We start from the raw sequence: 20,786 nt of genomic DNA, 5'->3' as shown, positions 1-20,786 counted from the left end.
GCGTCAGGGCCGGGCGTGACGCGGTTCGTAAACGCCCTTGTCCATCCAAGGAACCTCCATGACGTCGCGAAGGAGCACGCGATCGGCGTCCTCATCCTTCCTGAAGATCATCACTTGTGCGCCGCTGAACATGGCCGCTCCCGTTCCCAACCGGCGGTCAGCCGCCGACCGCTTCATTCTGCGGGTGATGGGGCACCAGGATCAAGGTGCTTCCTTCAACGCGCCAGGATTCGAGCTTCGACAGGAAGTTCATGCCAAGAACGTCGAGATCGCCGAGGCCCGGCGCGGTGACGATGCGAAGGTTGCGGGCGACGATATTGCCGGCTCGAAGCTCGTCGACGCTGCCGGTTTCCGCGGGGGTTGAGCCGTTGGCGGTACGGAGAACGACTGGCGCGAGACTCCGACCGGAATCGATTTTTGCCGCACGTGCCGTCCGCTCGGAAATGGCGGTGATGGTCGCGCCGCTGTCGATCAGCATCCGGCGCGGAACGCCGTTGACCGTCGCGTGGACCCAGAAATGGCCGTCCTCACCCATCCTCACGCGAAGTTCCTTGCCCGCAACCTGCTGGTCGTCGAGGCCGAGACCGCCGGTCAGCCGGGCGAGTTCGGGCTGATAAGGTGCCTGCTGCAGCACGATGTAGAACAGGAAGGCGAGCAGCCCGAGCGAGAAGGCAACGCGGATGAGGCGGCCTACCACCGGGATCCGCTGCAACAGCGTGATCAGCAGCGCTGCGCCGAAAGCGTATAGCGCGAGGGTCTGCCATTCGGGGACGGGTGTCGGCATGTTCCGATGACGATATGAGCCGCCACGCGCCGGCTTTCCAGAGCCGCGACGTCGCTTCGATCCGGCACACAAACGATGTGAGAGCGAAACGCTCGGCACTTCAATGAATTGCGGGCGTTTAGATTAACATATGTCGGTTACAGGACAGTTTGTGAATCAAGAACGCATCGTTGCAGTCGGTTTGCTTACGCGGCGCGACCTTGGGCTTCTCGGGCCGACGTTCGATCGCGCTTGGCCGGTTGAGGAGACGCCATCCTTCAGCGAGCTCCTAAGGGCGATCGATGATGCCGATCGGAAGCTCGCAGATCGCCGCCCCGACAAGCCGCACCAGAGCTAGTCGCCGCTCATCCGGTTGAGCAGCCGATCGACGGTATCCTCGGTCGTCTTTTCCTTGCTTGGCTGCTGCTTCGCATATTTCTCGAGCGCCGATCGGACGAGCTCTATCTGCTGATCGGTTAGATGCTCGATCCCGATGAATTGCTCGCGCGCCTTGTCGACCGCGCGGAGAAGCTCGTCGAGCTTGGCCTGCATCGCGGTGGCGTCGCGGTTTTGACTATTCTGGATAAGGAACACCATCAGGAAGGTGACGATGGTGGTCCCGGTATTGATGACCAGCTGCCACGTGTCCGAATAGTGAAACAGCGGGCCCGTCACTGCCCAGATGACGACAATCGACATCGCGATCGCAAACGTCAGCGGCGCGCCGGCAGCGGTTGAGGTCTTCGCGGCACAGACGTTGAAAAACTTTCGCATGCGCCCGTAACGCACGTGAAACGGAGATAGTGCCCGCCGTCAGCGCAGTTTAATCGGCGGTCCCCGCTTGTTCGAGCTCAAATCGTGTCCGCAAGCGGTCCGCCGCGAGTGCCCTGGCCGTGTCCCGGGGAAGGCCTAGCGCTCCGGCGAACAGCGGGCCGAGAAGCGAATCGCCGAGCGCATTGAGGCAAAGGGCGAGGGTGCTTTCCGCCACATGATGCTCTTCATGACCGACGCTGAGCTGAGCGACGAGCGCGCGGATGGAGTCGAGTATCGGATTGAGCGCATCGCGATTGCCGGTGAGGATCATCCAGGCCGCAAGCGCGCCGGCTCCCTCCCGCCCAAAGGCGTCGAAGGTCTGGTCGACGATGTCGCGGGCATCGGTCTCGCCCGCGCGGGCGCGTTCGACCGCTTCGGCAATGCTGGCCGTGACCGCATCGGCGATTGACCGGGCAAGTTCGCCCTGAAGGCCGGCCGCGGATCCGAAATGGTGGAGCAGATTAGCGTGGGTACGGCCGATCCGGGCAGCCACAGCCTTGAGCGTGACAGCCGACGGGCCCTCGGTGAGCAACAGGTCGCGCGCGGCGTCGAGCGCGGCGGAACGGCTCTCTTCCGGGCTCAGGCGCCTTCTTATTGACATTGATGTCAGTTGCGTTACCTTCTCAACATGACTGCGACGACTCTGCCGACTCCCGCCGACCTCAGCATCACGCCGCGCGACCGGCGCTTTGGACGCGATGCAGATCTGACTCGCCTTTGGCACGGCGGGCGCGTCGAGGCGACCGCAATCTATAATGCTCTATCGGCGACTTTCCCGATCGGGGAAGCTTATTTTGTCGAGAGCGTCCGTGCCTTCCGTGAGGGCGCGCCACCCAAGCTCGCCGAAGAGATCAAGGCATTCACGACGCAGGAAGCGATTCATAGCCGCGAGCATGACGCCTTCAACAAGCGCGCGGCGGTTTCGGGCTACGACCTTTCGAAGCTCGAGCAGCGCGTCAGCGACCGGCTGGCGATCACCAAGTCGCGTCCGCCGATCGTCAATGTCGCCGCGACCATGGCGCTGGAGCATTTCACGGCGATCCTGGCGCATCAGTTGCTCGCCAATCCCAAGCATCTCGAGGGCGCGGACCCGGAGACGGCGGACCTGTGGCGCTGGCATGCGTGCGAGGAAATCGAGCACAAAGGCGTGGCTTACGACACTTGGCTCTATGCCACGCGAGACTGGCCGCGCTACAAGCGTTGGAAGGTCAAGGCGAAGGTGATGTTGCTGGTAACGCGCAACTTCCTGGTCGACCGCACTGCCGGTTCGCTCGAGCTCATGCGGCAGGACGGCGTCACCGGGCTGCGCGCATGGACATTGCTCCTGACCTACTTGTGGGTCCGGCCGGGGATGTTCCGGAAGATCGCGGGCGCGTGGTTTAAATATTTCCTGCCGGGCTTCCACCCGTGGAACGAGGACGACCGGATTCTCCTCCGCGCTTACGACGCGACGGCGAAGGTCGAATCGAGCACCAAGCGCAAGGTGAGGCGCGCGGCTTAAGCGGCCAGCGCCTCCTCATCCTGCTCTTCGACAGTCACCGCAGAATCCAACCGTAGCCGCATCAGCCGGGCCGGGACGTCGGTGCCGCGCGCACAACTCAAGCGCGGCGCGATCAGGCCGGTAGGCTCGAAGCCGAGCTTCTCGAGCACCCGCGCGGAAGCGGGATTGTCGAGGAAGTGCGAGCCTTCCAAGGTGGCAAGCCCCAGCATCCGAGCGATCTCGACCAGCGCCGCACAGGCTTCGGTGGCTAACCCACGACCCCAAAAGGGCCGGGCAATCCAATAGCCCATCTCGACCGCGCCGGAGGGCCGACGGCCGAGGCCGCAGGAACCGACGAGTTGGGGCGCGCCATCTGTCCGCTCGAACATGAGCAGCGAGGGGAGAAAGGGATCGCGCGGGCTGGCGAGGAACGCTTCGGCGTCGCGCATGCGATAGGGCCACGGCACCGTCGCCAGATTGCGAACGATGGTCTCGTCCGAAATCGCGGCAGCAAGCGCCGGCGCATCCTCCGGGAAACCCGGCCTCAGCAGCAATCGTGGCGTTCTCGCGAACATCTCGTCTTCTCCTCGATGTCCGGACGCCTAGTCGGCGCCCGTGACAGTTCCGGGAGAAGATAAAGAAAAAGGGGAGACCCCTTCCGAGGCTCCCCTTCTCCCTTTGTTGGTCTTGATCTTTTTAGGATCTCGTCCGGGCCGCCCCTTCTGGGAACGGTCCCTTTATGACCGTTCCTATGCTGTCGCTTCCGTAATCGGCATGACGTGGACGTATTTGCGACCGAGCTTGCCGTCACGAAACGTGACTTGCCCGTCGGTAAGCGCAAAAAGGGTGTGATCCTTGCCCAGGCCGACGTTGTCTCCCGGGTGCCACTTGGTGCCGCGCTGACGCACGATGATGTTACCGGCGCGAGCCGACTGGCCGCCGAACAGCTTCACGCCGAGCCGCTTGCTCTCGCTGTCGCGTCCGTTGCGGGACGAGCCGCCTGCTTTCTTATGTGCCATGACGAAATACTGCCTGGATTAAGTGAATAGTTGCTTACTTGGCCTTGGGGGCCTTCTTGCCGCCCTTAGCAGGTGCAGCATTTTCTGTCGACCCGGTTTCAGGCTTTGCCTTGGCCGGCGCAGCCTTCTTGGCCGCGGGCTTTTCGGCGCCTGCCGCCTTGGCGCTATCGGGTGCCGGGCTTTCGGTCGGGGTGCCGGCGACGTCTGCGCCAACCGTTTCATCGCCCTTGGTGACCTTGCCCTTCGCGGAGGCAGCAGGCTTCGCCGGCGCATCGGACGCCGGTGCGGCAGCGGCCTTCGGCGCTGCATTCTTGCTTTCCTTCTGATCGCCGATCGCGACGATCTTGAGGATCGTGTGCTGCTGGCGATGGCCCTTTTTGCGGCGATAATTGTGACGGCGGCGCTTCTTGAACACCGTCACCTTTTCGCCCTTGGCCTGGGCCAGGATCTCGGCCGCGACGGTCAGTCCGTCGGTCGACTTGAGGTCCGAGCCCTCGCCGGCGAGGAGAACCTCACCCAAGGTGATCTGGTCACCCGCATTGCCGTCAAGCTTTTCGACGACGATCTTGTCTCCGGGGGCGACGCGATATTGCTTCCCGCCCGTGCGCACGACTGCGAACATTGGCTTTTCTCTTCGTTACAGAATTTCGGTTCCCACGCGCGTGTGGGCGCAAAGCCGTGGCCCGCGCGGGAAAGCGAGCCGCCTATGGCAGGGGTGGGCAGGTGTCAACCTTGGGGGCACTAGTGGCGGTGCACGGGCCTCAAACGGTACCGGCCGCCTTCCATGCGATCGAACATGGTGCCGATGGCCGGGTGGTCGACCGGTTCATTGCTCTCGTCGACGATCAGGTTCTGCTGGCTGACATAGGCGACGTAGGTCGTCTCCGCATTCTCGGCGAGGAGGTGATAATACGGCTGCTCCTTGGCCGGGCGGATCGCCTCGGGGATTGCCTCATACCATTCGTCGCTGTTGGCGAAGGCGGGGTCGACGTCGAAGACCACGCCGCGGAAATCGAAGATCCGGTGACGGACGACTTCGCCGATGGCGAAACGGGCCCGGGGCATGTCGATTTTCTGTCCCACGGGGTTCAAACGATCAAACACTGACATGGCTGCCTATCTAGGGTCGCCGAAAGGCTAGGCAACCGCTTGAGCCGCTGCTAGAGGGCGCGCCTTCGACCAAAGGCCGGCATCGTTCGGCAAGCGTCTTGCGAAAGCAGCGGGTCTCCGGAGAGGTGGCTGAGTGGTCGAAAGCACCGCACTCGAAATGCGGCGTACGGGCAACCGTACCGTGGGTTCGAATCCCACCCTCTCCGCCACCTAGTCAGCCTATTGAGAGAACCGCGTTTCCGGCGCCGGAGGTCTCCCCGGAAAGGGCCACTTTTCCCGCCGATTCGAGACCGGAGAGAGGCGAGTTCTCAGGTTGAACCGGCGCGAATCCTGCCTTTTCTCTGAAGCCGAAATTCGAGGTACGGAGCGCGTCGGAATCAACAGCCGGACGATTGCGGTGAGTCAGACGAACTGACGTTCCCAACGAGCAGGCACCGCGTCGGGCGCGGTGAGGCGCTTGACCGTCAAATGCGTGGGGAGCGTGCCTTCGATGACGCTTTTGAGCATTGCTGGGGACAGGAAGGCGAGACGCACAATTCGAACAACGTAGGCTGCCGTCAGCCCTTCGCGCTGCGCGAGGTCTTCGATGGTCAGCGCGGTATCGGCCTGGAGTTCTCGCCACCAGTTGCGGGCCTGAACGATCGCCTTGACAAGCGTCCGGTCGACAGTTGCGGAGGCGGCGCTGCCGTCCCGCTGAATGAGCCGCGTCACATGGCCGCTCCGCTTTAGCCGACCGGCGATGTCGACCTTGATGAGTACGCGGGCAATTTGAATGCCAAGCAGCTTTTCCAACTCAGTCGGATTGAGTTGGATGCTGACCTGCTCCTGGCCTAGTCGCACTTCACTGATAAGGCCGCGCAGCCGATTGGCGGCTTGTGCCCGCGGACCGGTAAGCGCCGATGCTGCTTCCTTGCTTCGCTCAGCGAGGAGATTGAGCTCGGCCGGCGATGGCATGTCGTTGGTCACCTGCGCGAGCAGCTCAACCGGATCTTTCAGGAGGCCGAGAAGTCTTGTCCTGACCAGCGGTTCTATTTCCCGCGCAGGTAAACGCCAACCATCGGGCAGAGCGCGCATCGCCTGAGTGGTGCAAATCGCGGCTCACATAGTAGCGGTATCGAACCGTGCCCTTGCAGGCATGGGTGGCCACCATCGGCGCTGCGATGATCGAAGAGCTTTCGAGCGAGCAGGCTAGACTCGGCGATCCGAGGACTGAATCCCACATTCACAATGACAGGAATCGGTGGAAAGCTGCCATTCAAACGCTATTCTGAAGCCGATGGCGGCCCGCTCAGAACAAATCCCCGTCCACATGCGAATTGTGATTGAGGCGCCTGTTCCGGGCATCCGGCACAGCCTGCAATCGAAAGACGGTCACCCGCTCGACCCCAAGGTTTCTCGGTCCGGGGAACCGCTGGCCTTCGATTTTCCGGTCCGTGTCGCACCGGGGCCAAAGTTCTATGGCGACCAGGTTCGGCGGGAAGGTCCGACCCGTCGCTTCGTCTACATTCGGATCGGACAGTCAGCTGGCGACCCTTCGTCTCCATGGTCCCGCCGGATGAAAGTTGACATTCACGGTTTAGAGCAAACCTTGCTCGATCGCGCGACTGAAACTGGGGGTGTCGTGGAAATAGTGGTCAATGGCACTGGGAACGATGGTTCTCCCGCCTGTGCGACCGTGAGGCTAATCCGCACAGGCTTGGCCTAGGGGCAGCTTTGGGTGGAAAGCGGACATTGAAGTTATGCGGCTCAGCCAATGTCGAGTGGCATTAAGCGCCATGAGGCTATTAATACGGTCTACTTCGGCGAGTGACGCGAGCATTTGGGTCCGGCTGGAACCGTCGAGCCGGCGGTCGAAGCCCAGCGGGGTCAGGCTTGCGGCTGCCTTCGCTTCTTCCTTCTCGAGGGCGTCAAATTCGGCGACTTGTCCATAGAGGGCGGAAAGATCCCGCAGGTGCGCAGCATCGGCGACGCCCTCCACAGTTCGGGGCCTCCCGGAGATGGTTCGAATGATCGCGAATGCGGCCCTGAAGACACGGCTGGATAATCAGTCGCTCGTAAGCGACTCCGCCGGCGTTCAGGAGCTCTTCTTTGAATGCTTGATTTGCCGTGTTGGCCTCTTCGCGCCAGTGCCATTGCTCAATCAGGCTCTGAGCGCCGAGTGCGATCAGGACGCCAATGACGATGATTGCTATTTCACCAGCAAATTCGCGCCAGCCGTGCAGCGGCTTCGGTAAATGGAAATGCATTCGAATGGCCCCCGAGCCGAGCGTAGTTCATCACCGGCGGAAAGCCAGTGTCCGCAATGGGTCGAAAGCTGCCACAGGCGGACGATCCGCTACCGGCCAAACTTTGCCGTTGACGTCGGATGAGTGCGTGAGCACGTTGCTCGTCGGAGAACTGAATGCCGCATTTGGAAGAGCGCCGCACTGAAATGTATCGGCTGGCCGCCAAGGTGCTTGGATCTGCGGAGAATGCCGAGGATTGGATGCGCCACCCGGCTCTAGGACTAAACGGCCAAGTTCCGGCGGAGCTGATCGGAACGGCCGAGGGCGTCGAGCTGGTCGAAACTCTTCTCATGCAGATTGAGTACGGCGTCTACGTCTGAATTGCGTCGCTGGCGTTGATATGCCGACAGTCAGCTTCCGGCCATTTGCAGTCAGAAGGCAGGTCACTCATGCTCCCGAATGAGCGGATGCCGACGAAGGAAAGATATGAAACCTGTTGAACGAGCCCGCGAGTGGGCATTCAAGCTCTTCCACTCACAGGAGGCGGTTGACCGGTTCATGAACAGGCCAAGCCGTCGTTTCGGCGGTAAGGCTCCGATTAAGATCGCTCGGACGCACCAAGGTGCTAACTGGGTCATCGAACAGTTGACCGACGCGGCCTACGGTTCCCCGGTTTTGCCTAGCAAGCCGAACGGCAAAGCCCCCCGACCGCCGGAGCTGTGACTCAATCGGCATTCTTCCACGAGCTCTACGTACTCAAGATTGGCGACGTCCGCTTCTGCGTCTTCGAATGACAAGGCGGACATTCCGCGTTCGGCCAGCTTCGTCCACGCACTAACCGCGCAGTAAGCAGCTACGAGGTAAGGCGGCACCGATGAGGAAGCGCTGGCGCAATAAGGGCAGGGTGATTCAATCGGTGCGACAGCGTCCTTGGACGCAAGCCGAACGCTATGCGCCGATACGCCCGAAGCGGGTCTCATTTGCGACTTCTATTCTGCTTGGAGCCGTGTTCGTTGGCCTGACCGGCGGTTTGGTCTGGACCAATTGGCCCCAAAAAAGTGCGACCTCACCAGCCCCCGCCATCGAATGGAATGTCGTCGCGTCTGTCCCGACAAGGACGCCCGATGCCGAGGACCTCGTTTGGGAGCAACGAGCCGCCACAGCGGACTCTAGCGTAATACCGGCTTCCGCTGCTTCTTTTCAGCAAGCTGCTTTCGGCTTCTGTCACACAGGAGGTGGGACGAACTGCGTCGTCGATGGCGATACCATCTGGATCGGCGGTCAGAAGGTCAGGGTGGCCGACATCGATGCGCCCGAGACCCATGACTATCGTTGTCCCGAGGAAAAGGCGCTCGGCGATCGCGCCACTCAACGGCTAATCCAGCTCGTGAATAGCGGACCGGTTACCTTGCAGCCGATTGATCGGGTCGAGGATGTCTACGGTCGTAAGCTAAGGTTGGTCATGGTCAACGGGACCAGTGTCGGGGAAACTCTCGTTAGCGAGGGTCTGGCACGGTATTACGAAGGCGGTCGAAAGCCCTGGTGCTAATGCCCGCTTTCGACCCATTTGAGCCACTGCGGTGCAGCTGGGGGTCGCCAATAAACGGACGTTCGTTCAGCCCGAAGCTAATAGCAGGTTTCGACCCAAACCTGCCATTAGCGCCGTAGCGGCGACATCCGACCCATACCCGCCACTGGTGGGGGGAAACCGGTGCAATCCCGTACGAACGCCAGGGCTCGTCAGTATGTTAACCACGTTGTAGTTAACAAATTATTAGCGTATGGAAACTGGTCGCCCCACGAGACGACGACAATGGCCGGCGGGACTGCTGGCCTGTTGAAAAGGGGGTTCCAATGAAGAAGTTAGGCGCTCTTTGCGCGACAGTCGCAATGGTCTTGTGCTCCAATGCTGCACAGGCCGTTCCGTTTTCCAGCGGCGACATCTTCGCCGCTATCAGCAACGGAAAGGTGGCCCACTATGATCATGGCGGAACCCTTCTCCAGACCCTGGATAGTGGCCTGGGCGGCTACACAACCGGCATGGCGTTCGACGGGTCGGGCAACCTCTACTCGACCAATTTCAGCGCGGGCAGCATTACGCGATACGACGCCAATGGCGCCATTCTGCCGCCCAACCCATATATTTCCGGGCTCGCAACACCCGAGTCTATCGCGTTCGCAGCGGACGGTTCATTTTACGTCGGCACCCTCGGGAGTTCGACGCAACACTACTCGAGCGCAGGAACGCTCCTCCAAACGTATAGCATGGGGCGTACTGACTGGCTCGATCTCGCGGCCAACCAGACTACTTTGTTCTACAATGACGAAAGCGGCACGATCAGGCGCTGGGATCTCACCACCGACACCGCCTTGCCGGACTTCGCGAATAATAATTTGAACGGGGGCACAGAATCCTTCGCGCTCCGCATTCTCGCCAATGGTGATGTTTTGAGCGCAGCGGACTCACTGATCACGCAATATGACTCGGCGGGTCTCTTTCTTGGCAGTTATGACGTTACCGGCGTTGACGGATTCTTCGCGCTCAATCTCGATCCGGATGGAACCCATTTCTGGAGCGGCAGCTTCGAGAATGGGTCCCTGTACGAGTTCCTGATCGGCGGTTTCGGCGCCGATTCATCCATCACGTCGTTCAACACTGGTGTGGGCAGCAGCGCTCTGTTCGGCGTCGCGCTCGCGGGCGAAATCACCGCTGGCGGGCCGCCGACAGATGGTGCTGTTCCGGAGCCGTCCACGTGGGCGATGTTGCTGTTGGGCTTTGGTACCATCGGGTATCAGATGCGCAAGACGAGAAGCATCAAGGTCAAATATCAATCGGCTTAGTGTGCGAATATCCGAAGCGCCGCTGGCTGCATTGCCGGCGGCGTTTTTGCTGTGCCGCCAAAGGGCAGCTTTCCAACCATTCCGGTCGCGCCACACTTCGACACTAAGCTGATTCAGGACGGGGCATGGAGCTTTGGCAGCCATCGTGTGCATGACTGAAGCAGCCAAAAAGTGTAAGAGTATCTGGTGAATTGGAACTCACCGGGGAGTACCTGCTATGAACGCGATCATCGCTGTTGCCGTAACCGCAAGTCAGCTGGCGGCCCAGCAAGCGAAGAAGAAGCTTGCTCCTCGCGAGACGACGCCTTTCAGTCGTCCGCGTTGAAATTAGCGGGCAGCGCGCCTGTGTTCAGCACATTGCAGACAGTCGACCGACCTTAGGCGTTGCAGGCCTCGCCGAAAGTATCGAAACTTCGACCACTGGCGGCCTGCCACCGCAGGCTTCCGTTTGGCGCCGTTACTCGCCGCGGGAAGCTCCTGCCTCTTAGTGCTTCGTTCCATTTGCTGATTAGCGGCCGGAGGTAGTTCATCGGATACTCCACAGCGATGAGCCCGCCCACAGTCCCACGATAACGAGGTTGACACTGCGGCGTTCCTGAATCGTGAAAATGTGTGCTTTCCAGCCAGAACTGCCGCAGCGAACATAAGGACGATTGCGGATGTACGGCTCAGGCCAACTTTGCTGAGGTTCAATTGCGGCGGAACCTTCATGGGCTACCCATACCTTTACGCCCTGTCCCTTTTACTGGCGCTGATCGCCTCGTCATTTTGGCTCAGCGCATCCCGAGCTTTAAGACAGAACGACATCCACGTACTGCGCCTGTTGGTCCGTCGTTGCGACCATCCGAACGGCTTCTGGGCCGCCTTCCTCTTATGCGCTGCGATGTCCCTGCTGACCGGAATGGTGGCACTGGCTGTTTTCGGCTTCGCTTTCTTTCCGCCCTGAAACACTGAACGCTGGTGGCAGGAATGGGTCGAAGGCTGCTGCGGCCGGAACGGTTGGAAAAGAGACATTGCAAAAAGGCATCGTCACTGGCTTGAGATGCTTAAAGCTAGGTGGCGTGGAGCCACTTCTGTGAGGTGCTTTGATGCTCCCTGTGCCGAAGACCCCAATGGAAGCACTCGCGATCTTCCGCAGGCCGGACGCAGAAGACTGGGAGCGCGACTATGCCGCTTTGATGGTTGGTTCGCTCGATGAAGCGCTTCCTGACCTAGTGGCGATGGCGCGAGACACCACAGCAAGCGAGATGTTGCAGCAGAGAGCGGCAGAGGCTCTTTCGTTCGCCTGGAGGGATCGCGGCATTCTCTGGACAGCCGATATATCTGGCTTCACCCCGACCGCGCGTCAGGAAATACTTTTTCGCCGAGGCGAGGGGCCCGCGTCCGAGGCTGATCCTCAATGTCCGTAATGGGCGGAAAGCGGCCATTCCGCGCCGATGGCAGGTTTGGCTAAAACGCTACTAGTCGGACGCGAAATGTCACAGCTACAGCATCGTTATTGCGATCGCGTTCCGTCGGGCAGCCCCTTCGCCGTGCCCAGGCGGCGTTCGACCTGGGCGCCATAAATCGTGCCGGCCTTCCAACGCTGAAGAACTACAGGTGCGCTCTCGTTGACGAGGACGCGGCCCGTGGCATCGCCCTGCCGGGCTAGGCAGGCGCCCCGCCTATTGACGACCCAGGCGGACCGCCATGCTTGGTCGGGATAGCGTTTCCGTATTATCGGCGCAGCCTGATCGAGCAACGCCATTGCTTCCGGGAAGCGCCGCTTGCCGCAAAGCAGATCGGCGAGATCAGTCTGAATGGGGGCGATCAACCGATTGTCATGAACCTGCGCCGACTTAAGGGCGCGTCGGAATAAGGCCTCGGCGCCCGAACTGTTTCTGCTTTCGCCAATGTCTGCATTGCGTCGAAAGCTGCCACGGCAGTAGCGGCAGGAATGGGTGGAAAGCGGACGCCAGAGATGCTCAGACGCAGGGATGGACATCCTCGGCCATCTCGCACTTGCGGTATCTTTGCAGCTACTCACGCGGCACCTTACCGTCAGCTGGATGGCGGGCGCACTGGTCGCTAGCGCGTGGGCCGTCTCGCGTGAGATTACAAAAGCCGAATACCGCTGGATCGAGTTGTATGGCGGTGGCCTTAGGGCAAATATGCCTTGGTGGGGTGGGCTGGACCCACGCGTTTGGGAGCGGCTCGATCCGTGGCTGGATTGGACCTTGCCGACATTGCTGGTCTGCGCACTGGCGCTAGCCGGTCGAGCAAGAGCGCGGGGAGATGCACAGCTAACTTCTAGATACTGGTTGGGAGGGAAAGCGGACACAAAGTCCCTTTACGGATCGATGGCCCGCTTGCGGCCGGCAGGTCGCCAGTGTTGTTTTACTAGGCCAAGACGGTCTAGCCGGTCGAGAATGCTCGGCAACCACTTCGCGCGGCGGTTCGCCAGCGGTCTCCAGGAGAGGAGGTGCAAGCCGGTCCACGGCAAGAACGGCGTGCGGCGCACGTAAGCCCAGATTTCAGCACGGACCGTGGGCCGGTCGCAGCTGCCGCGGGCGTGGAAGCCGCAGGTGTCGATCACCACTAGCGTATTCGAGGGCACAGCAAGCCGCGTCGGCTCGGGTAAACTCAGCGTTGGCAGCTCGTCGGGCCGAATGCGAAGCGAACCGCGTTGGGAAAGACGGTCGCTGTCTTTGATGGTGATGCTCCGCGCCTTTTCCCAAGCGAGCCGGGCGGGCGTCAACTTGTGCGATCCCGCCACGTAGGTGAGTGGCGCTTGGTCGTCGGTGACGTCGGTAAGGAACAGCCACGCCTTTAGCGATGGGTGGAACGTGTCGGCGTGCAGCTCAAGCTGAGGGTCAGGCGCTCCGGACGCGTGGCCGCTGACGATCGTCTGAACGTAGTAGAGTGGCTCGGCGCGCGTGCTCGCGACATAAGCGAAAAGCGAGCGCAATGAGCGGTCCTCTACCATCTTACGGAGCTCGGGGACGTTGCGTAGCAATCCAGGGCCGACCGGTACTCGGCGGGTAATCGCGTCGCCCTGCTGCTGTTCGCGGCCGTCAAACTCGCGGCTAGTCAGACTCTGTTGCAGACGCTCAAAGATCTCGGTGGGAAGGAAGTCTCGTACCTCGACATAGCCGTCTCGGTCGAAGCGTTCGCGCCAGACCGCGGGCACCGCAGCCGCGAGGCGGCGGCGCCTCCACCAGGCAAGGCGCTGCGCAAGCTTAAACCGCGCCGCGTGGAGGCCACGCCGGTTGAGCGCTTCCGAGCCGAGGATCGGGTTATCAGCGAAGCTTTTAGCACCGGTCGCCAGCGCGACGAGCCAAAAGGGCGCGCGCCACAAGAGAAGAAGGTTTTTCAGTCGAGCCCGGTGACGGTTATCTTGTGCCGGCGACCGCCCAGGGCACCTCGTGCGCTTCTTCGGGGCGGCTGCTCAAAAACATCAGGGAAGTGTAACATGCGCTCGCCGGTTGTGCACTCTTGTTCGCGGACACTACTGCTCAGGCACTTCCGACATTACTAAAAGTCCAGTTAGAACTAATGTTGCTATATGTAGAAAGCTCCCACTCCGCTGGTGGCCGTTTTCTGGTAGAAGGCGGGCATTGCATTCTATCGGACGAGTGCTGTCCAGTTAGTCTCGGCTGTCTCGTGCGACAGCAGTGTAGGCTCCACTGTATAGCCAAGGGTTCGGAAAACATGCTCGTGGCGAGCGTAGATGGCCGCTGCGCTATCGGACGGTATGAGCGTCTGCCATAGGCCGGGTCGACCTTGCCAACCGTGTCGATTTGGCAGTGCCTTAAACATTTCGAGCGAATTTGCAGACAGCGCCTCCGGCAACCGGTCTTTGAGAGCGTTCAGCTGATCAGCAAGCGTGTCAGCCACTGATGTCGTAGCGGTGACGAAATCCTCATAGCGAACTTTTATCGCTGAGGGATCGTGCCACCACTGGTAAGTTATGGAGAGAAGGTTCTCACTGCCAAAGCTCAGTGCATATTCGAGGAATTCTTCCGACGCTGGGGATCGCCCCACTAGCCGGCTCGGAATCACACAATTGCCGTTGAGCCATCTCGCCGTGGCCGGCTCGTATCTGACAAAATGCAAAACGGAGATAAGTACGTCGAGCGGGTGGCGCGCCAGGGTGACAATCCGAAATCGATGCTTCGCGAGGAAATCTTGGAAGTTTGGCTCACGATACCAATGGAGCTGAAACACGCACCGTTCAGGCAGGAGGTCCGCTTCGAGATAGTTGTGGACGGCGACTTCCTGCAATTGGAAGGCGTCTCTAAGAACACACCGGAGCCATGTGTTCCCGCTACGTGGCGAACTAACGATCGCAATGCGCATCGGGGCTGAATGGCGCGCTAAGCTAGTGTCCGCAATGGGTCGAAAAGCGCCAAGGCAGGTTTGGGGGGTAAATTCTCGCACGTTTGGGCTATCGCGCTAGCCCCAGATGTTCTCCGGGACGAAAATCTTTCCGTCGGCGTATTTCAAGAAAAGTTGCGCGTACGACTCATGCCCTCTGGGGGGCTGCCTTAGAACGCTGAGGTCTAAAGGCGATGGAAGCCAGGGGCATAGTCCGGCCCCCAGCGAACGCTGCCACCACACTCCCTGGCGACAAGAATGAGTGGAAGCAGACCCAGTCAGGATATCCAGCTCGCCGATGTGGCGACCAGCCGAGGGCCACACCAAAGCTCCCGGCGCTTCAAGGGATGAAGGGTGCGCGCGGCTTCGATTGCTTTGGTGTCGTCCTCTGCGCCCACAATGACCGCCCAAGGCGCTGGAAGGAGGTCATCGAAAACAAGTAATTTGTAAGTGTGCCATGCTGGCCCGGGCAGGGTAGAAGGGCGCGGTGACGTATCGCGGCGGGTTCGCTGACGCGTACTCATCGCCAAACGATCATCGCATTTTTGGTGACCTACTATCCGGAACAGCCCCGATGTCGGCTCAACGCTTCTCAGGCGTTGGTGTCTGCAATGAGCCGCAAGCTGCCACTCCGCTAGCGGCTGGAATGGGTCGAAACCAGGCGCAGCAAGTTTGGGTGGAAAGCGGACACTAGCTTCCAGCGCGAGATGCGCCCAACTGTAGCCGCCTTCGCGGCCGGAGGTGGGACATGAACGTCTTGCGATGTCATCGGTTTGCGTGGGCGGCTTCGGCAACAATAATCTTTAGCCAGCCGTCACTGGCTGCAATCCCAGCCCCCGCGGATCAGACCGTCGATGAGCGGGCGGTCTTGGCGGCAGACGCGCAGCAGCGGCTGGCTGTGGCATCAAAGGACATCATTGCGATTGGCAGGATCTCAGATCCGCATTTGCGCGTGAACGCACCCAATAATCGCATTCTGACGCGAGAAGACTTGATGAGAATGGTTGCGTCGGGCGAAATCCGAAACGAGGTATTCGAGCGCACGCCCGAGGATGTCGTCATCACAGGCGATGTCGGTGTGGTGATGGGCCACGAGGTAGTCGTCCCAGCCGCGGCGAGCGAGCAGGCCCGCATGTATGGTCGCAAGACCCTGAACCGACGCTACACCAACGTCTACATTCGTACTGGCGAAGGTTGGCGACATCTCGCCCGCCACGCCAACATCATGGTGAGTGTACCTTCACAGTGATGTCCGCTTGGGTGGAAAGCTGCCGTTAGCTAAAGCTTCGAGCGATCCGCCGGATTCCATGCCGCTGGCTCCACATTTCTGCGGAGCAAACGCAGTCCCATTCCGGCGCCGGTGCCGATGGCAATTGCGATCGTCAGATTGCTGAGGACGGTCAAGATCATCGTCATGAAGAAGAGCGCGCGATCGCCCGGTCGCAGGCTCATGCGTTCGCCCCACCGCGTGGGTTCGCTCATCAGCCATGCAGTCACGACAAGCAGGCCAGCAAGCGCTGGCATGGTGAGATAGCCCGCGAGTGGAGCGGCGGCGAGCGAAATGGCGAGGATCGTCGCCGCGTGTACGATGCCGGCGACTGGAGTTCGTCCTCCGGCGCGAACGTTTGTCGCGGTTCTTGCGATCGCGCCTGTTGCCGGCAACCCGCCGAACAAAGGCGAAATGATGTTTGCGGCGCCTTGACCGAGCAATTCGGCATTTGACCGGTGGCTGCTGCCGATCATCCGGTCCGCGACAATGGCAGAGAGAAGCGACTCCACCGCCGCAAGGAAGGCAATCAGGAACGCGGAGGGCAACAGCTCGCCGATCCGTGCAATGCTCAAGTCGGGGATGTGTGGTGGCGGCAGGCCGGCAGGAAGCGGACCAAAGCGCGAGTAGATCGTATCCACGGGCAGAGGGAGCAATGCCACGAGCGCAGATGCGGCGGCGACGACGAGCAAGGAGCCGGGGAACCACGGAATGCGGTGGCGGAGCAGTGCAATGCCCGCGATTGCGAATGTCCCGACGGCGAGTGCGGTTACATTCACCTGGCTGCGTGCGGCCCAGAGAGCGGGCAAGCCGTGGATGAGATCAGCCGGGACACGAGCGGTGGAAAGCCCCAGCAGATCCTTGAGCTGACTGACTGCAATAATCAGCGCGATACCCACCGTGAATCCTTCGATCACGGGCTCCGGCACAAGCGAAATGAAACGTCCCGCTCGAACGAGGCCGCCGACGACGAGGATGAATCCTGCAAGAAGGGTCGCCAGTAGCAGCCCGTCGAGACCAAACTGAGTGATGACAGATGCAACGACGACGATGAAGGCGCCGGTCGGACCGCCTATCTGGACCCTGCTGCCGCCGAGCAATGAAATGAGGAATCCACCAACAATCGCGGTGACTAGACCGGCTTTCGGCGTGGCCCCGGACGCAATGGCTATGGCAATGCTGAGCGGCAGCGCGACGAGTGCGATTGTGACACCGGCGAGCGCATCACCCACGAACAAGCGCCAGGAATAATCATGGAGGGTCGTCAGGAGCTTGGGCTTCATCGGCTTCCGCTAAGGCGAGAAGGCAACTCCTTCAACGGAATGTAGAGAATGTTCGCTTTGGGTTGAATGCGCACGCGTCGCTTGTGGCAGCTGTGGGTCGAAAGCTGCCATTAGCTATGGCCTGGTAGAACGTCCGTTAAGGCTCCGCCCAGCGGCCTGCTACGACCGCGATGGACACGATGAAGCCGTTGAAGTCATCCGGTCTCGGCTCGAATCGGTGCTCCCGAGATCATTTGCTCCTGCGCCTTCCAGCGAAACGGCACCGGTGCTCTCATAAGGTCTTCGAGCCGCAATCTGGCTGGTTGGTGACCGGCAAGAATGTCGCGTTGGATGCGCGGCGACAGAAACGCCAACCGCATCAGCCGGACAGCATATCGGGGCTGCGGAATGCCTTTCACCGTGGGAAGGCGGGCGCGATCCCGTTCGACGAGGCGATGCGCGGTCCTGAGACCCTGGATCAGCACCGGATCGCGATTTGGCGCATGGCCCGCAACCGCCTGAACCTTGGCTCGCCCGCCACGCGGTTGCAGCACGGCCGGAATGCTCCATCGCATCAATTCGGGATTGCCGTCTTCGGCCGACACGCACTCCGCGTCGGCAAGCGCTGCACGGACGCCCGCCCGCATTCGAATCGGAAGCACCAGCTCGGATCCTACGCGGAGAAGTACAATAGGACCATTGCGCAATCGGCCCTTTGCTAACCAAACGCCCCGAACGCCGAACGCTGCAAAGACCACCTGACAGCGGAGACGAGAACTGGAATGGCAATGACGGTTGTTTGTGTCGCTGGGGTGCAGCGCATGTGGCAAGAGTGTCTCGGTTCAGGACAAATGCGTCGTTCGATTTCTGGCGGGAACGGATTCATTATCGTTCGGTTAATGCAGCGACAGTAAAACGCGGTGCGGGGATTACAACTGATGCCAACGATTACCGGAACTGAAGGCACAGACGTCCTGTCCGGCGGCGCTGATGCCGATACGATTTTGGGTTTGGGCGGCAACGATTTTTTGACGGGAAATGAGGGCAACGACGTCATCGACGGCGGTTCGGGCGACGACACAATTACGGGGAGCAGCGGTGCTGACATTCTCACTGGCGGAAGCGGCGTCGATGTCTTCAGAGATAAAGCCGCGGGTCTGAACGGCGACCGGATCACCGATTTCCTTCCTGGTGACCGTATCCAAATCACTGACCTCAACATCCAAACTGCAACGATCGGTCTCAATGGATCGACAATTACCTTCAATGGCAATTCGCTCACCGTCGACAACCTGGGTCCCGGTCGTTTGGTGGTTCGAGGTATGCAAGAAGGCGGAGTTGAAATCCGTCTTCAAGGCGTGGCTCACAACGACTTCGATGGAGACGGCATCAGCGATTTCATGTGGCGTGATGCCAGCGGGACCATGTCCGAGTGGACGGGCACGAAGAGCGGCGGGTTCCAGTGGAACTCCTCGACAAGTTTCGCGGTCGGCAACGACTGGACGATGCTCGGTTTTGGCGATTTTACCGGCGACGGTCACAATGACATCCTGTGGCGGCAAACGAGTACCGGAATGGTCCAGGAGTGGGCGTCCATCGACAACGGCGGCGCTGGAAGCTTTGCTTGGAAGGTCGACTATAATCTCCCGACGACCCAGCAATTCCAGACGATTGGCGACTTCAACGGCGATGGTCGACAAGATGTCATGTGGCGGACCACCGATGGCACCTTGTCGGAATGGCTCGGCCAAGTTGGTGGCGGCTTCCAGTGGAACCCCTATTCAGCATTCAACGTGACCAATGACTGGAAGGTCATCGGCTCGGGCGACTTCAACAATGACGGTCACGACGACCTGCTTTGGCGCCAGGATAATAGCGGCATCGTGATGGAGTGGCTGGGGAACGATCAAGGTAGCTTCGCCTGGAACGTCAATTTCGACCTACCGACAAGCTATCACCTCGTCGGCACCGGTGATTTCAACAGCGACGGCGTCAGCGACATCATGTGGCGCAACAGCGACGGGCGCTTGTCAGAGTGGCTCGGTCAGGGGAATGGCGGCTTCCAGTGGAACCCGAATGCGTCCTTCGCCGTCTCCAACGACTGGCAGGCTGCTGGCATCGGCGACTACAACGGGGACGGCCTCGACGACATCATGTGGCAGACCAGCACTGGCCATGTTTATCAGTGGCTTGGTCAGCTAAACGGCAATGTTTCCACCTTCGCCTGGAACCAGGCCGTGCAGTACGACGTGGGCACCAATTTCCATGCCCAACCACCATCCGATCACTTTCTGTAAGGCGGCTAGGTCAACAACCAGCCATCTGCAGCATGGAGTGCCGTTTTCGGTTCAAAAAGGGATCGGAACCTGGGTGATCAGTAGCCCTTGTTGGACTGCTGGCGGCACGATAAGGGCATGCAACGTAATTTGCGGGATTGGGAGTTTTGATCAGTATCTTAGACCGTGTCCTGGCGCGGATAACGATGGTGTCGAGAGCACGTCGTCTCGGTTCCGTATTTCTTGTGACAGCAAGTTTGACCGGATGCACGGCGGTAGGCCCGACCGCGAAAGAGATTGAGAAAGCGCCACTGTCCGCCGTTCCGGGCGGCCTCAAGGTCATTCCCGTCACGGATCAGATCGCCGAGCGAGTGAACGTGGCAGACGTAGCCGGGGATTTCGCGACCCGGTTGGGCAACGCAACCCCGATCGGCACGCGGGTAGGTATTGGCGACACTCTGGAGGTAACGATTTGGGAAGCCGCCCCGGCAGCCCTGTTCGGGACCGCGATCATAGACAATGGCATCGGCTCGGGCGTTGCGACCAGTCACCCAAGCACGCTGCCGGGCATCCTCGTCGGACCCTCAGGTGCCATCACGATTCCTTTCGCCGGGCAGGTCCCTGCTGCAGGACGGACGCTGCGCGACATCGAACAGGAGATCGTGCGCCGTCTTCACGGACGCGCCCACCTGCCGCAGGCGATGGTTCGAATTGCGCATAACGCAACGGCGAACGTGACCGTTCTCGGTGACGTTAAGAGCCCACAGCGCGTCCCGCTTACGCCCCGCGGCGAACGCGTTTTGGACGCAATCGCCGAAGCAGGTGGCACAAGTCAGGCACTCGACCGGATGACGATCGAGATCACGCGAGGCAGCATCGTGCAGCGGATGGCCGCGCGCGATCTCATCCGTGATCCGCGCCAGAATGTCGTCCTTCGCAGCGATGACGTTATCAACGTCCTTTATCAGCCCTACAGCTTCACTGCGATGGGGGCGACCGGTCGTAATGATGAATTGCGCTTTGAGGGCGTGGGCCTAACCTTGGCGCAGGCACTCGGCCGGGTCGGTGGACTTCAGGACATGCGGGCAGATCCCCGCGGAGTATTTCTATTCAGGTGGGAGAAGCCCGAACTGCTGGGTGCTATTTCGCAGGGCCTGCAGCCCAATGCGAACGGACTAGTGCCAATCGTCTACCAGGCTGATCTTAAGCAGCCCGAGACATATTTCGCCGTCCAGCACTTCCGGATGCGAGACGGAGACGTAATCTACGTTTCGAACTCGCGCACGGCCGAACTGCAGCGGTTCGTGAACATCGTGAGCTCTTCCATCATTCCGGTCGCGACTGCACGCACGATTGTGCCCTGACGAGGCAGTA

25 protein-coding genes, 1 tRNA gene and 1 pseudogene are annotated in these 20,786 nt (G+C 60.6%); 13 read left to right on the top strand and 14 right to left on the bottom strand.

Translation table 11 applies throughout. From position 1 onward, the window contains the following. Positions 1 to 3: 3 nt before the first annotated feature. Entirely contained in the window at positions 4 to 132 is a 129-nt protein-coding gene (locus ABD704_RS07120) for a hypothetical protein (RefSeq protein WP_344698982.1), read from the bottom strand. A gap of 25 nt (positions 133 to 157) precedes the next feature. Beyond that, positions 158 to 784: a retropepsin-like aspartic protease family protein gene (locus ABD704_RS07115; protein ID WP_344698981.1), complete on the bottom strand. Its 627-nt coding sequence runs from the start codon at positions 782 to 784 to the stop codon at positions 158 to 160. 151 nt (positions 785 to 935) lie between these two features. Here ABD704_RS07115 and ABD704_RS07110 point away from each other — a divergent pair, with 151 nt between their 5' ends. Continuing rightward, a complete protein-coding gene (locus tag ABD704_RS07110) occupies positions 936 to 1,121 on the top strand; it encodes a hypothetical protein (RefSeq protein ID WP_344698980.1) in 186 nt (61 codons plus the stop codon). Here the strand turns inward: ABD704_RS07110 and ABD704_RS07105 are convergent. After that, positions 1,118 to 1,537 (bottom strand): low affinity iron permease family protein, encoded by a 420-nt coding sequence (locus ABD704_RS07105; RefSeq protein ID WP_344698979.1) that lies wholly within the window; start codon positions 1,535 to 1,537, stop codon positions 1,118 to 1,120. The genes ABD704_RS07110 and ABD704_RS07105 overlap by 4 nt on opposite strands. A gap of 49 nt (positions 1,538 to 1,586) precedes the next feature. Next, positions 1,587 to 2,177 (bottom strand): TetR family transcriptional regulator, encoded by a 591-nt coding sequence (locus ABD704_RS07100; RefSeq protein ID WP_344698978.1) that lies wholly within the window; start codon positions 2,175 to 2,177, stop codon positions 1,587 to 1,589. Between the two features lie 27 nt (positions 2,178 to 2,204). Between ABD704_RS07100 and ABD704_RS07095 the strand changes: the two genes are divergently transcribed. Next, positions 2,205 to 3,077 (top strand): metal-dependent hydrolase, encoded by an 873-nt coding sequence (locus ABD704_RS07095; RefSeq protein ID WP_344698976.1) that lies wholly within the window; start codon positions 2,205 to 2,207, stop codon positions 3,075 to 3,077. On the opposite strand, the gene ABD704_RS07090 is transcribed toward ABD704_RS07095, so the two are convergent. The 4 genes from ABD704_RS07090 to hspQ all read right to left on the bottom strand — a co-directional run bounded on the left by ABD704_RS07090 (position 3,074) and on the right by hspQ (position 5,140). Beyond that, positions 3,074 to 3,631, bottom strand: a complete 558-nt coding sequence (locus tag ABD704_RS07090; protein ID WP_344698975.1) for a GNAT family N-acetyltransferase — start codon at positions 3,629 to 3,631, stop codon at positions 3,074 to 3,076. The genes ABD704_RS07095 and ABD704_RS07090 overlap by 4 nt on opposite strands. A gap of 174 nt (positions 3,632 to 3,805) precedes the next feature. Next, the gene (gene rpmA, locus ABD704_RS07085; protein ID WP_344698974.1) at positions 3,806 to 4,075 is read right to left on the bottom strand and encodes a 50S ribosomal protein L27; all 270 of its coding nucleotides are present in this window, start codon (positions 4,073 to 4,075) and stop codon (positions 3,806 to 3,808) included. A gap of 34 nt (positions 4,076 to 4,109) precedes the next feature. Next, positions 4,110 to 4,697: a 50S ribosomal protein L21 gene (gene rplU, locus ABD704_RS07080; RefSeq protein ID WP_344698973.1), complete on the bottom strand. Its 588-nt coding sequence runs from the start codon at positions 4,695 to 4,697 to the stop codon at positions 4,110 to 4,112. 119 nt (positions 4,698 to 4,816) lie between these two features. Next, the gene (hspQ, locus tag ABD704_RS07075; protein ID WP_344698972.1) at positions 4,817 to 5,140 is read right to left on the bottom strand and encodes a heat shock protein HspQ; all 324 of its coding nucleotides are present in this window, start codon (positions 5,138 to 5,140) and stop codon (positions 4,817 to 4,819) included. 164 nt (positions 5,141 to 5,304) lie between these two features. On the opposite strand from hspQ, the gene ABD704_RS07070 reads away from it, so the two are divergent. Continuing rightward, a tRNA-Ser gene (locus ABD704_RS07070) sits at positions 5,305 to 5,394 on the top strand. Between the two features lie 193 nt (positions 5,395 to 5,587). Here the strand turns inward: ABD704_RS07070 and ABD704_RS07065 are convergent. Then, a complete protein-coding gene (locus ABD704_RS07065) occupies positions 5,588 to 6,259 on the bottom strand; it encodes a hypothetical protein (RefSeq protein ID WP_344698971.1) in 672 nt (223 codons plus the stop codon). Positions 6,260 to 6,461: 202 nt separating this feature from the next. On the opposite strand from ABD704_RS07065, the gene ABD704_RS07060 reads away from it, so the two are divergent. The 6 genes from ABD704_RS07060 to ABD704_RS07040 all read left to right on the top strand — a co-directional run bounded on the left by ABD704_RS07060 (position 6,462) and on the right by ABD704_RS07040 (position 11,197). Next, the gene (locus ABD704_RS07060) at positions 6,462 to 6,890 is read left to right on the top strand and encodes a DUF5990 family protein (protein ID WP_344698970.1); all 429 of its coding nucleotides are present in this window, start codon (positions 6,462 to 6,464) and stop codon (positions 6,888 to 6,890) included. Between the two features lie 696 nt (positions 6,891 to 7,586). Continuing rightward, entirely contained in the window at positions 7,587 to 7,790 is a 204-nt protein-coding gene (locus tag ABD704_RS07055; protein ID WP_344698969.1) for an antitoxin Xre/MbcA/ParS toxin-binding domain-containing protein, read from the top strand. A 79-nt stretch (positions 7,791 to 7,869) separates the two neighbouring features. Continuing rightward, a complete protein-coding gene (locus ABD704_RS14685) occupies positions 7,870 to 8,133 on the top strand; it encodes an antitoxin Xre/MbcA/ParS toxin-binding domain-containing protein (RefSeq protein ID WP_425565411.1) in 264 nt (87 codons plus the stop codon). Between the two features lie 283 nt (positions 8,134 to 8,416). Next, entirely contained in the window at positions 8,417 to 8,959 is a 543-nt protein-coding gene (locus ABD704_RS07050) for a thermonuclease family protein (RefSeq protein ID WP_344698968.1), read from the top strand. A 305-nt stretch (positions 8,960 to 9,264) separates the two neighbouring features. Next, a complete protein-coding gene (locus tag ABD704_RS07045; RefSeq protein ID WP_344698967.1) occupies positions 9,265 to 10,251 on the top strand; it encodes a PEPxxWA-CTERM sorting domain-containing protein in 987 nt (328 codons plus the stop codon). A 709-nt stretch (positions 10,252 to 10,960) separates the two neighbouring features. Next, complete coding sequence (locus ABD704_RS07040; RefSeq protein ID WP_344698966.1) at positions 10,961 to 11,197, top strand: hypothetical protein; 237 nt, start codon at positions 10,961 to 10,963, stop codon at positions 11,195 to 11,197. Between the two features lie 549 nt (positions 11,198 to 11,746). Here ABD704_RS07040 and ABD704_RS07035 read toward each other — a convergent pair. From ABD704_RS07035 to ABD704_RS07025, 3 genes are all read right to left on the bottom strand, one after another. Continuing rightward, positions 11,747 to 12,064 (bottom strand): hypothetical protein, encoded by a 318-nt coding sequence (locus ABD704_RS07035; protein ID WP_344698965.1) that lies wholly within the window; start codon positions 12,062 to 12,064, stop codon positions 11,747 to 11,749. A 516-nt stretch (positions 12,065 to 12,580) separates the two neighbouring features. After that, entirely contained in the window at positions 12,581 to 13,588 is a 1,008-nt protein-coding gene (locus ABD704_RS07030; protein WP_344698964.1) for a phytanoyl-CoA dioxygenase family protein, read from the bottom strand. Positions 13,589 to 13,854: 266 nt separating this feature from the next. Next, positions 13,855 to 14,589 (bottom strand): sulfotransferase family protein, encoded by a 735-nt coding sequence (locus ABD704_RS07025; protein WP_344698963.1) that lies wholly within the window; start codon positions 14,587 to 14,589, stop codon positions 13,855 to 13,857. A 766-nt stretch (positions 14,590 to 15,355) separates the two neighbouring features. Here ABD704_RS07025 and ABD704_RS07020 point away from each other — a divergent pair. Continuing rightward, complete coding sequence (locus ABD704_RS07020; protein WP_344698962.1) at positions 15,356 to 15,856, top strand: nuclear transport factor 2 family protein; 501 nt, start codon at positions 15,356 to 15,358, stop codon at positions 15,854 to 15,856. A 29-nt stretch (positions 15,857 to 15,885) separates the two neighbouring features. On the opposite strand, the gene ABD704_RS07015 is transcribed toward ABD704_RS07020, so the two are convergent. Further along, complete coding sequence (locus ABD704_RS07015; RefSeq protein WP_344698961.1) at positions 15,886 to 17,157, bottom strand: SulP family inorganic anion transporter; 1,272 nt, start codon at positions 17,155 to 17,157, stop codon at positions 15,886 to 15,888. A gap of 194 nt (positions 17,158 to 17,351) precedes the next feature. Continuing rightward, positions 17,352 to 17,798 carry a hypothetical protein gene (locus tag ABD704_RS07010; RefSeq protein WP_344698960.1) on the bottom strand — a complete coding sequence of 149 codons (447 nt, stop codon included), beginning with the start codon at positions 17,796 to 17,798 and terminating at the stop codon, positions 17,352 to 17,354. Between the two features lie 276 nt (positions 17,799 to 18,074). Here ABD704_RS07010 and ABD704_RS14680 point away from each other — a divergent pair. The 3 genes and pseudogenes from ABD704_RS14680 to ABD704_RS06995 all read left to right on the top strand — a co-directional run. After that, positions 18,075 to 18,224 (top strand): annotated as a pseudogene (locus tag ABD704_RS14680) (calcium-binding protein); the annotation flags it as partial. Between the two features lie 270 nt (positions 18,225 to 18,494). Then, positions 18,495 to 19,433, top strand: coding sequence for an FG-GAP repeat domain-containing protein (locus ABD704_RS07000; protein WP_344698958.1), 939 nt, complete (start codon positions 18,495 to 18,497; stop codon positions 19,431 to 19,433). A gap of 224 nt (positions 19,434 to 19,657) precedes the next feature. Further along, positions 19,658 to 20,776: a polysaccharide biosynthesis/export family protein gene (locus tag ABD704_RS06995; RefSeq protein WP_344698957.1), complete on the top strand. Its 1,119-nt coding sequence runs from the start codon at positions 19,658 to 19,660 to the stop codon at positions 20,774 to 20,776. The last annotated feature ends 10 nt before the right edge of the window (positions 20,777 to 20,786 follow it).

The organism is Sphingomonas limnosediminicola (assembly GCF_039537965.1).
In the GTDB taxonomy this organism is placed as follows: domain Bacteria; phylum Pseudomonadota; class Alphaproteobacteria; order Sphingomonadales; family Sphingomonadaceae; genus Sphingomicrobium; species Sphingomicrobium limnosediminicola.
The sequence above is the reverse complement of the archived record's forward strand: the minus strand, read 5'-3'. Positions and strand labels throughout refer to the sequence as shown.

Excerpts from the sequence above, each read along its gene's own strand:
- ABD704_RS07120 (WP_344698982.1), bottom strand. The coding sequence starts at position 132 with ATGTTCAGCGGCGCACAAGTGATGATCTTCAGGAAGGATGAGGACGCC.
- ABD704_RS07115 (WP_344698981.1), bottom strand. The coding sequence starts at position 784 with ATGCCGACACCCGTCCCCGAATGGCAGACCCTCGCGCTATACGCTTTC.
- ABD704_RS07105 (WP_344698979.1), bottom strand. The coding sequence starts at position 1,537 with ATGCGAAAGTTTTTCAACGTCTGTGCCGCGAAGACCTCAACCGCTGCC.
- ABD704_RS07100 (WP_344698978.1), bottom strand. The coding sequence starts at position 2,177 with ATGTCAATAAGAAGGCGCCTGAGCCCGGAAGAGAGCCGTTCCGCCGCG.
- ABD704_RS07095 (WP_344698976.1), top strand. The coding sequence starts at position 2,205 with ATGACTGCGACGACTCTGCCGACTCCCGCCGACCTCAGCATCACGCCG.
- ABD704_RS07090 (WP_344698975.1), bottom strand. The coding sequence starts at position 3,631 with ATGTTCGCGAGAACGCCACGATTGCTGCTGAGGCCGGGTTTCCCGGAG.
- rpmA (WP_344698974.1), bottom strand. The coding sequence starts at position 4,075 with ATGGCACATAAGAAAGCAGGCGGCTCGTCCCGCAACGGACGCGACAGC.
- rplU (WP_344698973.1), bottom strand. The coding sequence starts at position 4,697 with ATGTTCGCAGTCGTGCGCACGGGCGGGAAGCAATATCGCGTCGCCCCC.
- hspQ (WP_344698972.1), bottom strand. The coding sequence starts at position 5,140 with ATGCCCCGGGCCCGTTTCGCCATCGGCGAAGTCGTCCGTCACCGGATC.
- ABD704_RS07065 (WP_344698971.1), bottom strand. The coding sequence starts at position 6,259 with ATGCGCGCTCTGCCCGATGGTTGGCGTTTACCTGCGCGGGAAATAGAA.
- ABD704_RS07060 (WP_344698970.1), top strand. The coding sequence starts at position 6,462 with ATGGCGGCCCGCTCAGAACAAATCCCCGTCCACATGCGAATTGTGATT.
- ABD704_RS07055 (WP_344698969.1), top strand. The coding sequence starts at position 7,587 with ATGCCGCATTTGGAAGAGCGCCGCACTGAAATGTATCGGCTGGCCGCC.
- ABD704_RS14685 (WP_425565411.1), top strand. The coding sequence starts at position 7,870 with ATGAGCGGATGCCGACGAAGGAAAGATATGAAACCTGTTGAACGAGCC.
- ABD704_RS07045 (WP_344698967.1), top strand. The coding sequence starts at position 9,265 with ATGAAGAAGTTAGGCGCTCTTTGCGCGACAGTCGCAATGGTCTTGTGC.
- ABD704_RS07040 (WP_344698966.1), top strand. The coding sequence starts at position 10,961 with ATGGGCTACCCATACCTTTACGCCCTGTCCCTTTTACTGGCGCTGATC.
- ABD704_RS07025 (WP_344698963.1), bottom strand. The coding sequence starts at position 14,589 with ATGCGCATTGCGATCGTTAGTTCGCCACGTAGCGGGAACACATGGCTC.
- ABD704_RS07020 (WP_344698962.1), top strand. The coding sequence starts at position 15,356 with ATGAACGTCTTGCGATGTCATCGGTTTGCGTGGGCGGCTTCGGCAACA.
- ABD704_RS07015 (WP_344698961.1), bottom strand. The coding sequence starts at position 17,157 with ATGAAGCCCAAGCTCCTGACGACCCTCCATGATTATTCCTGGCGCTTG.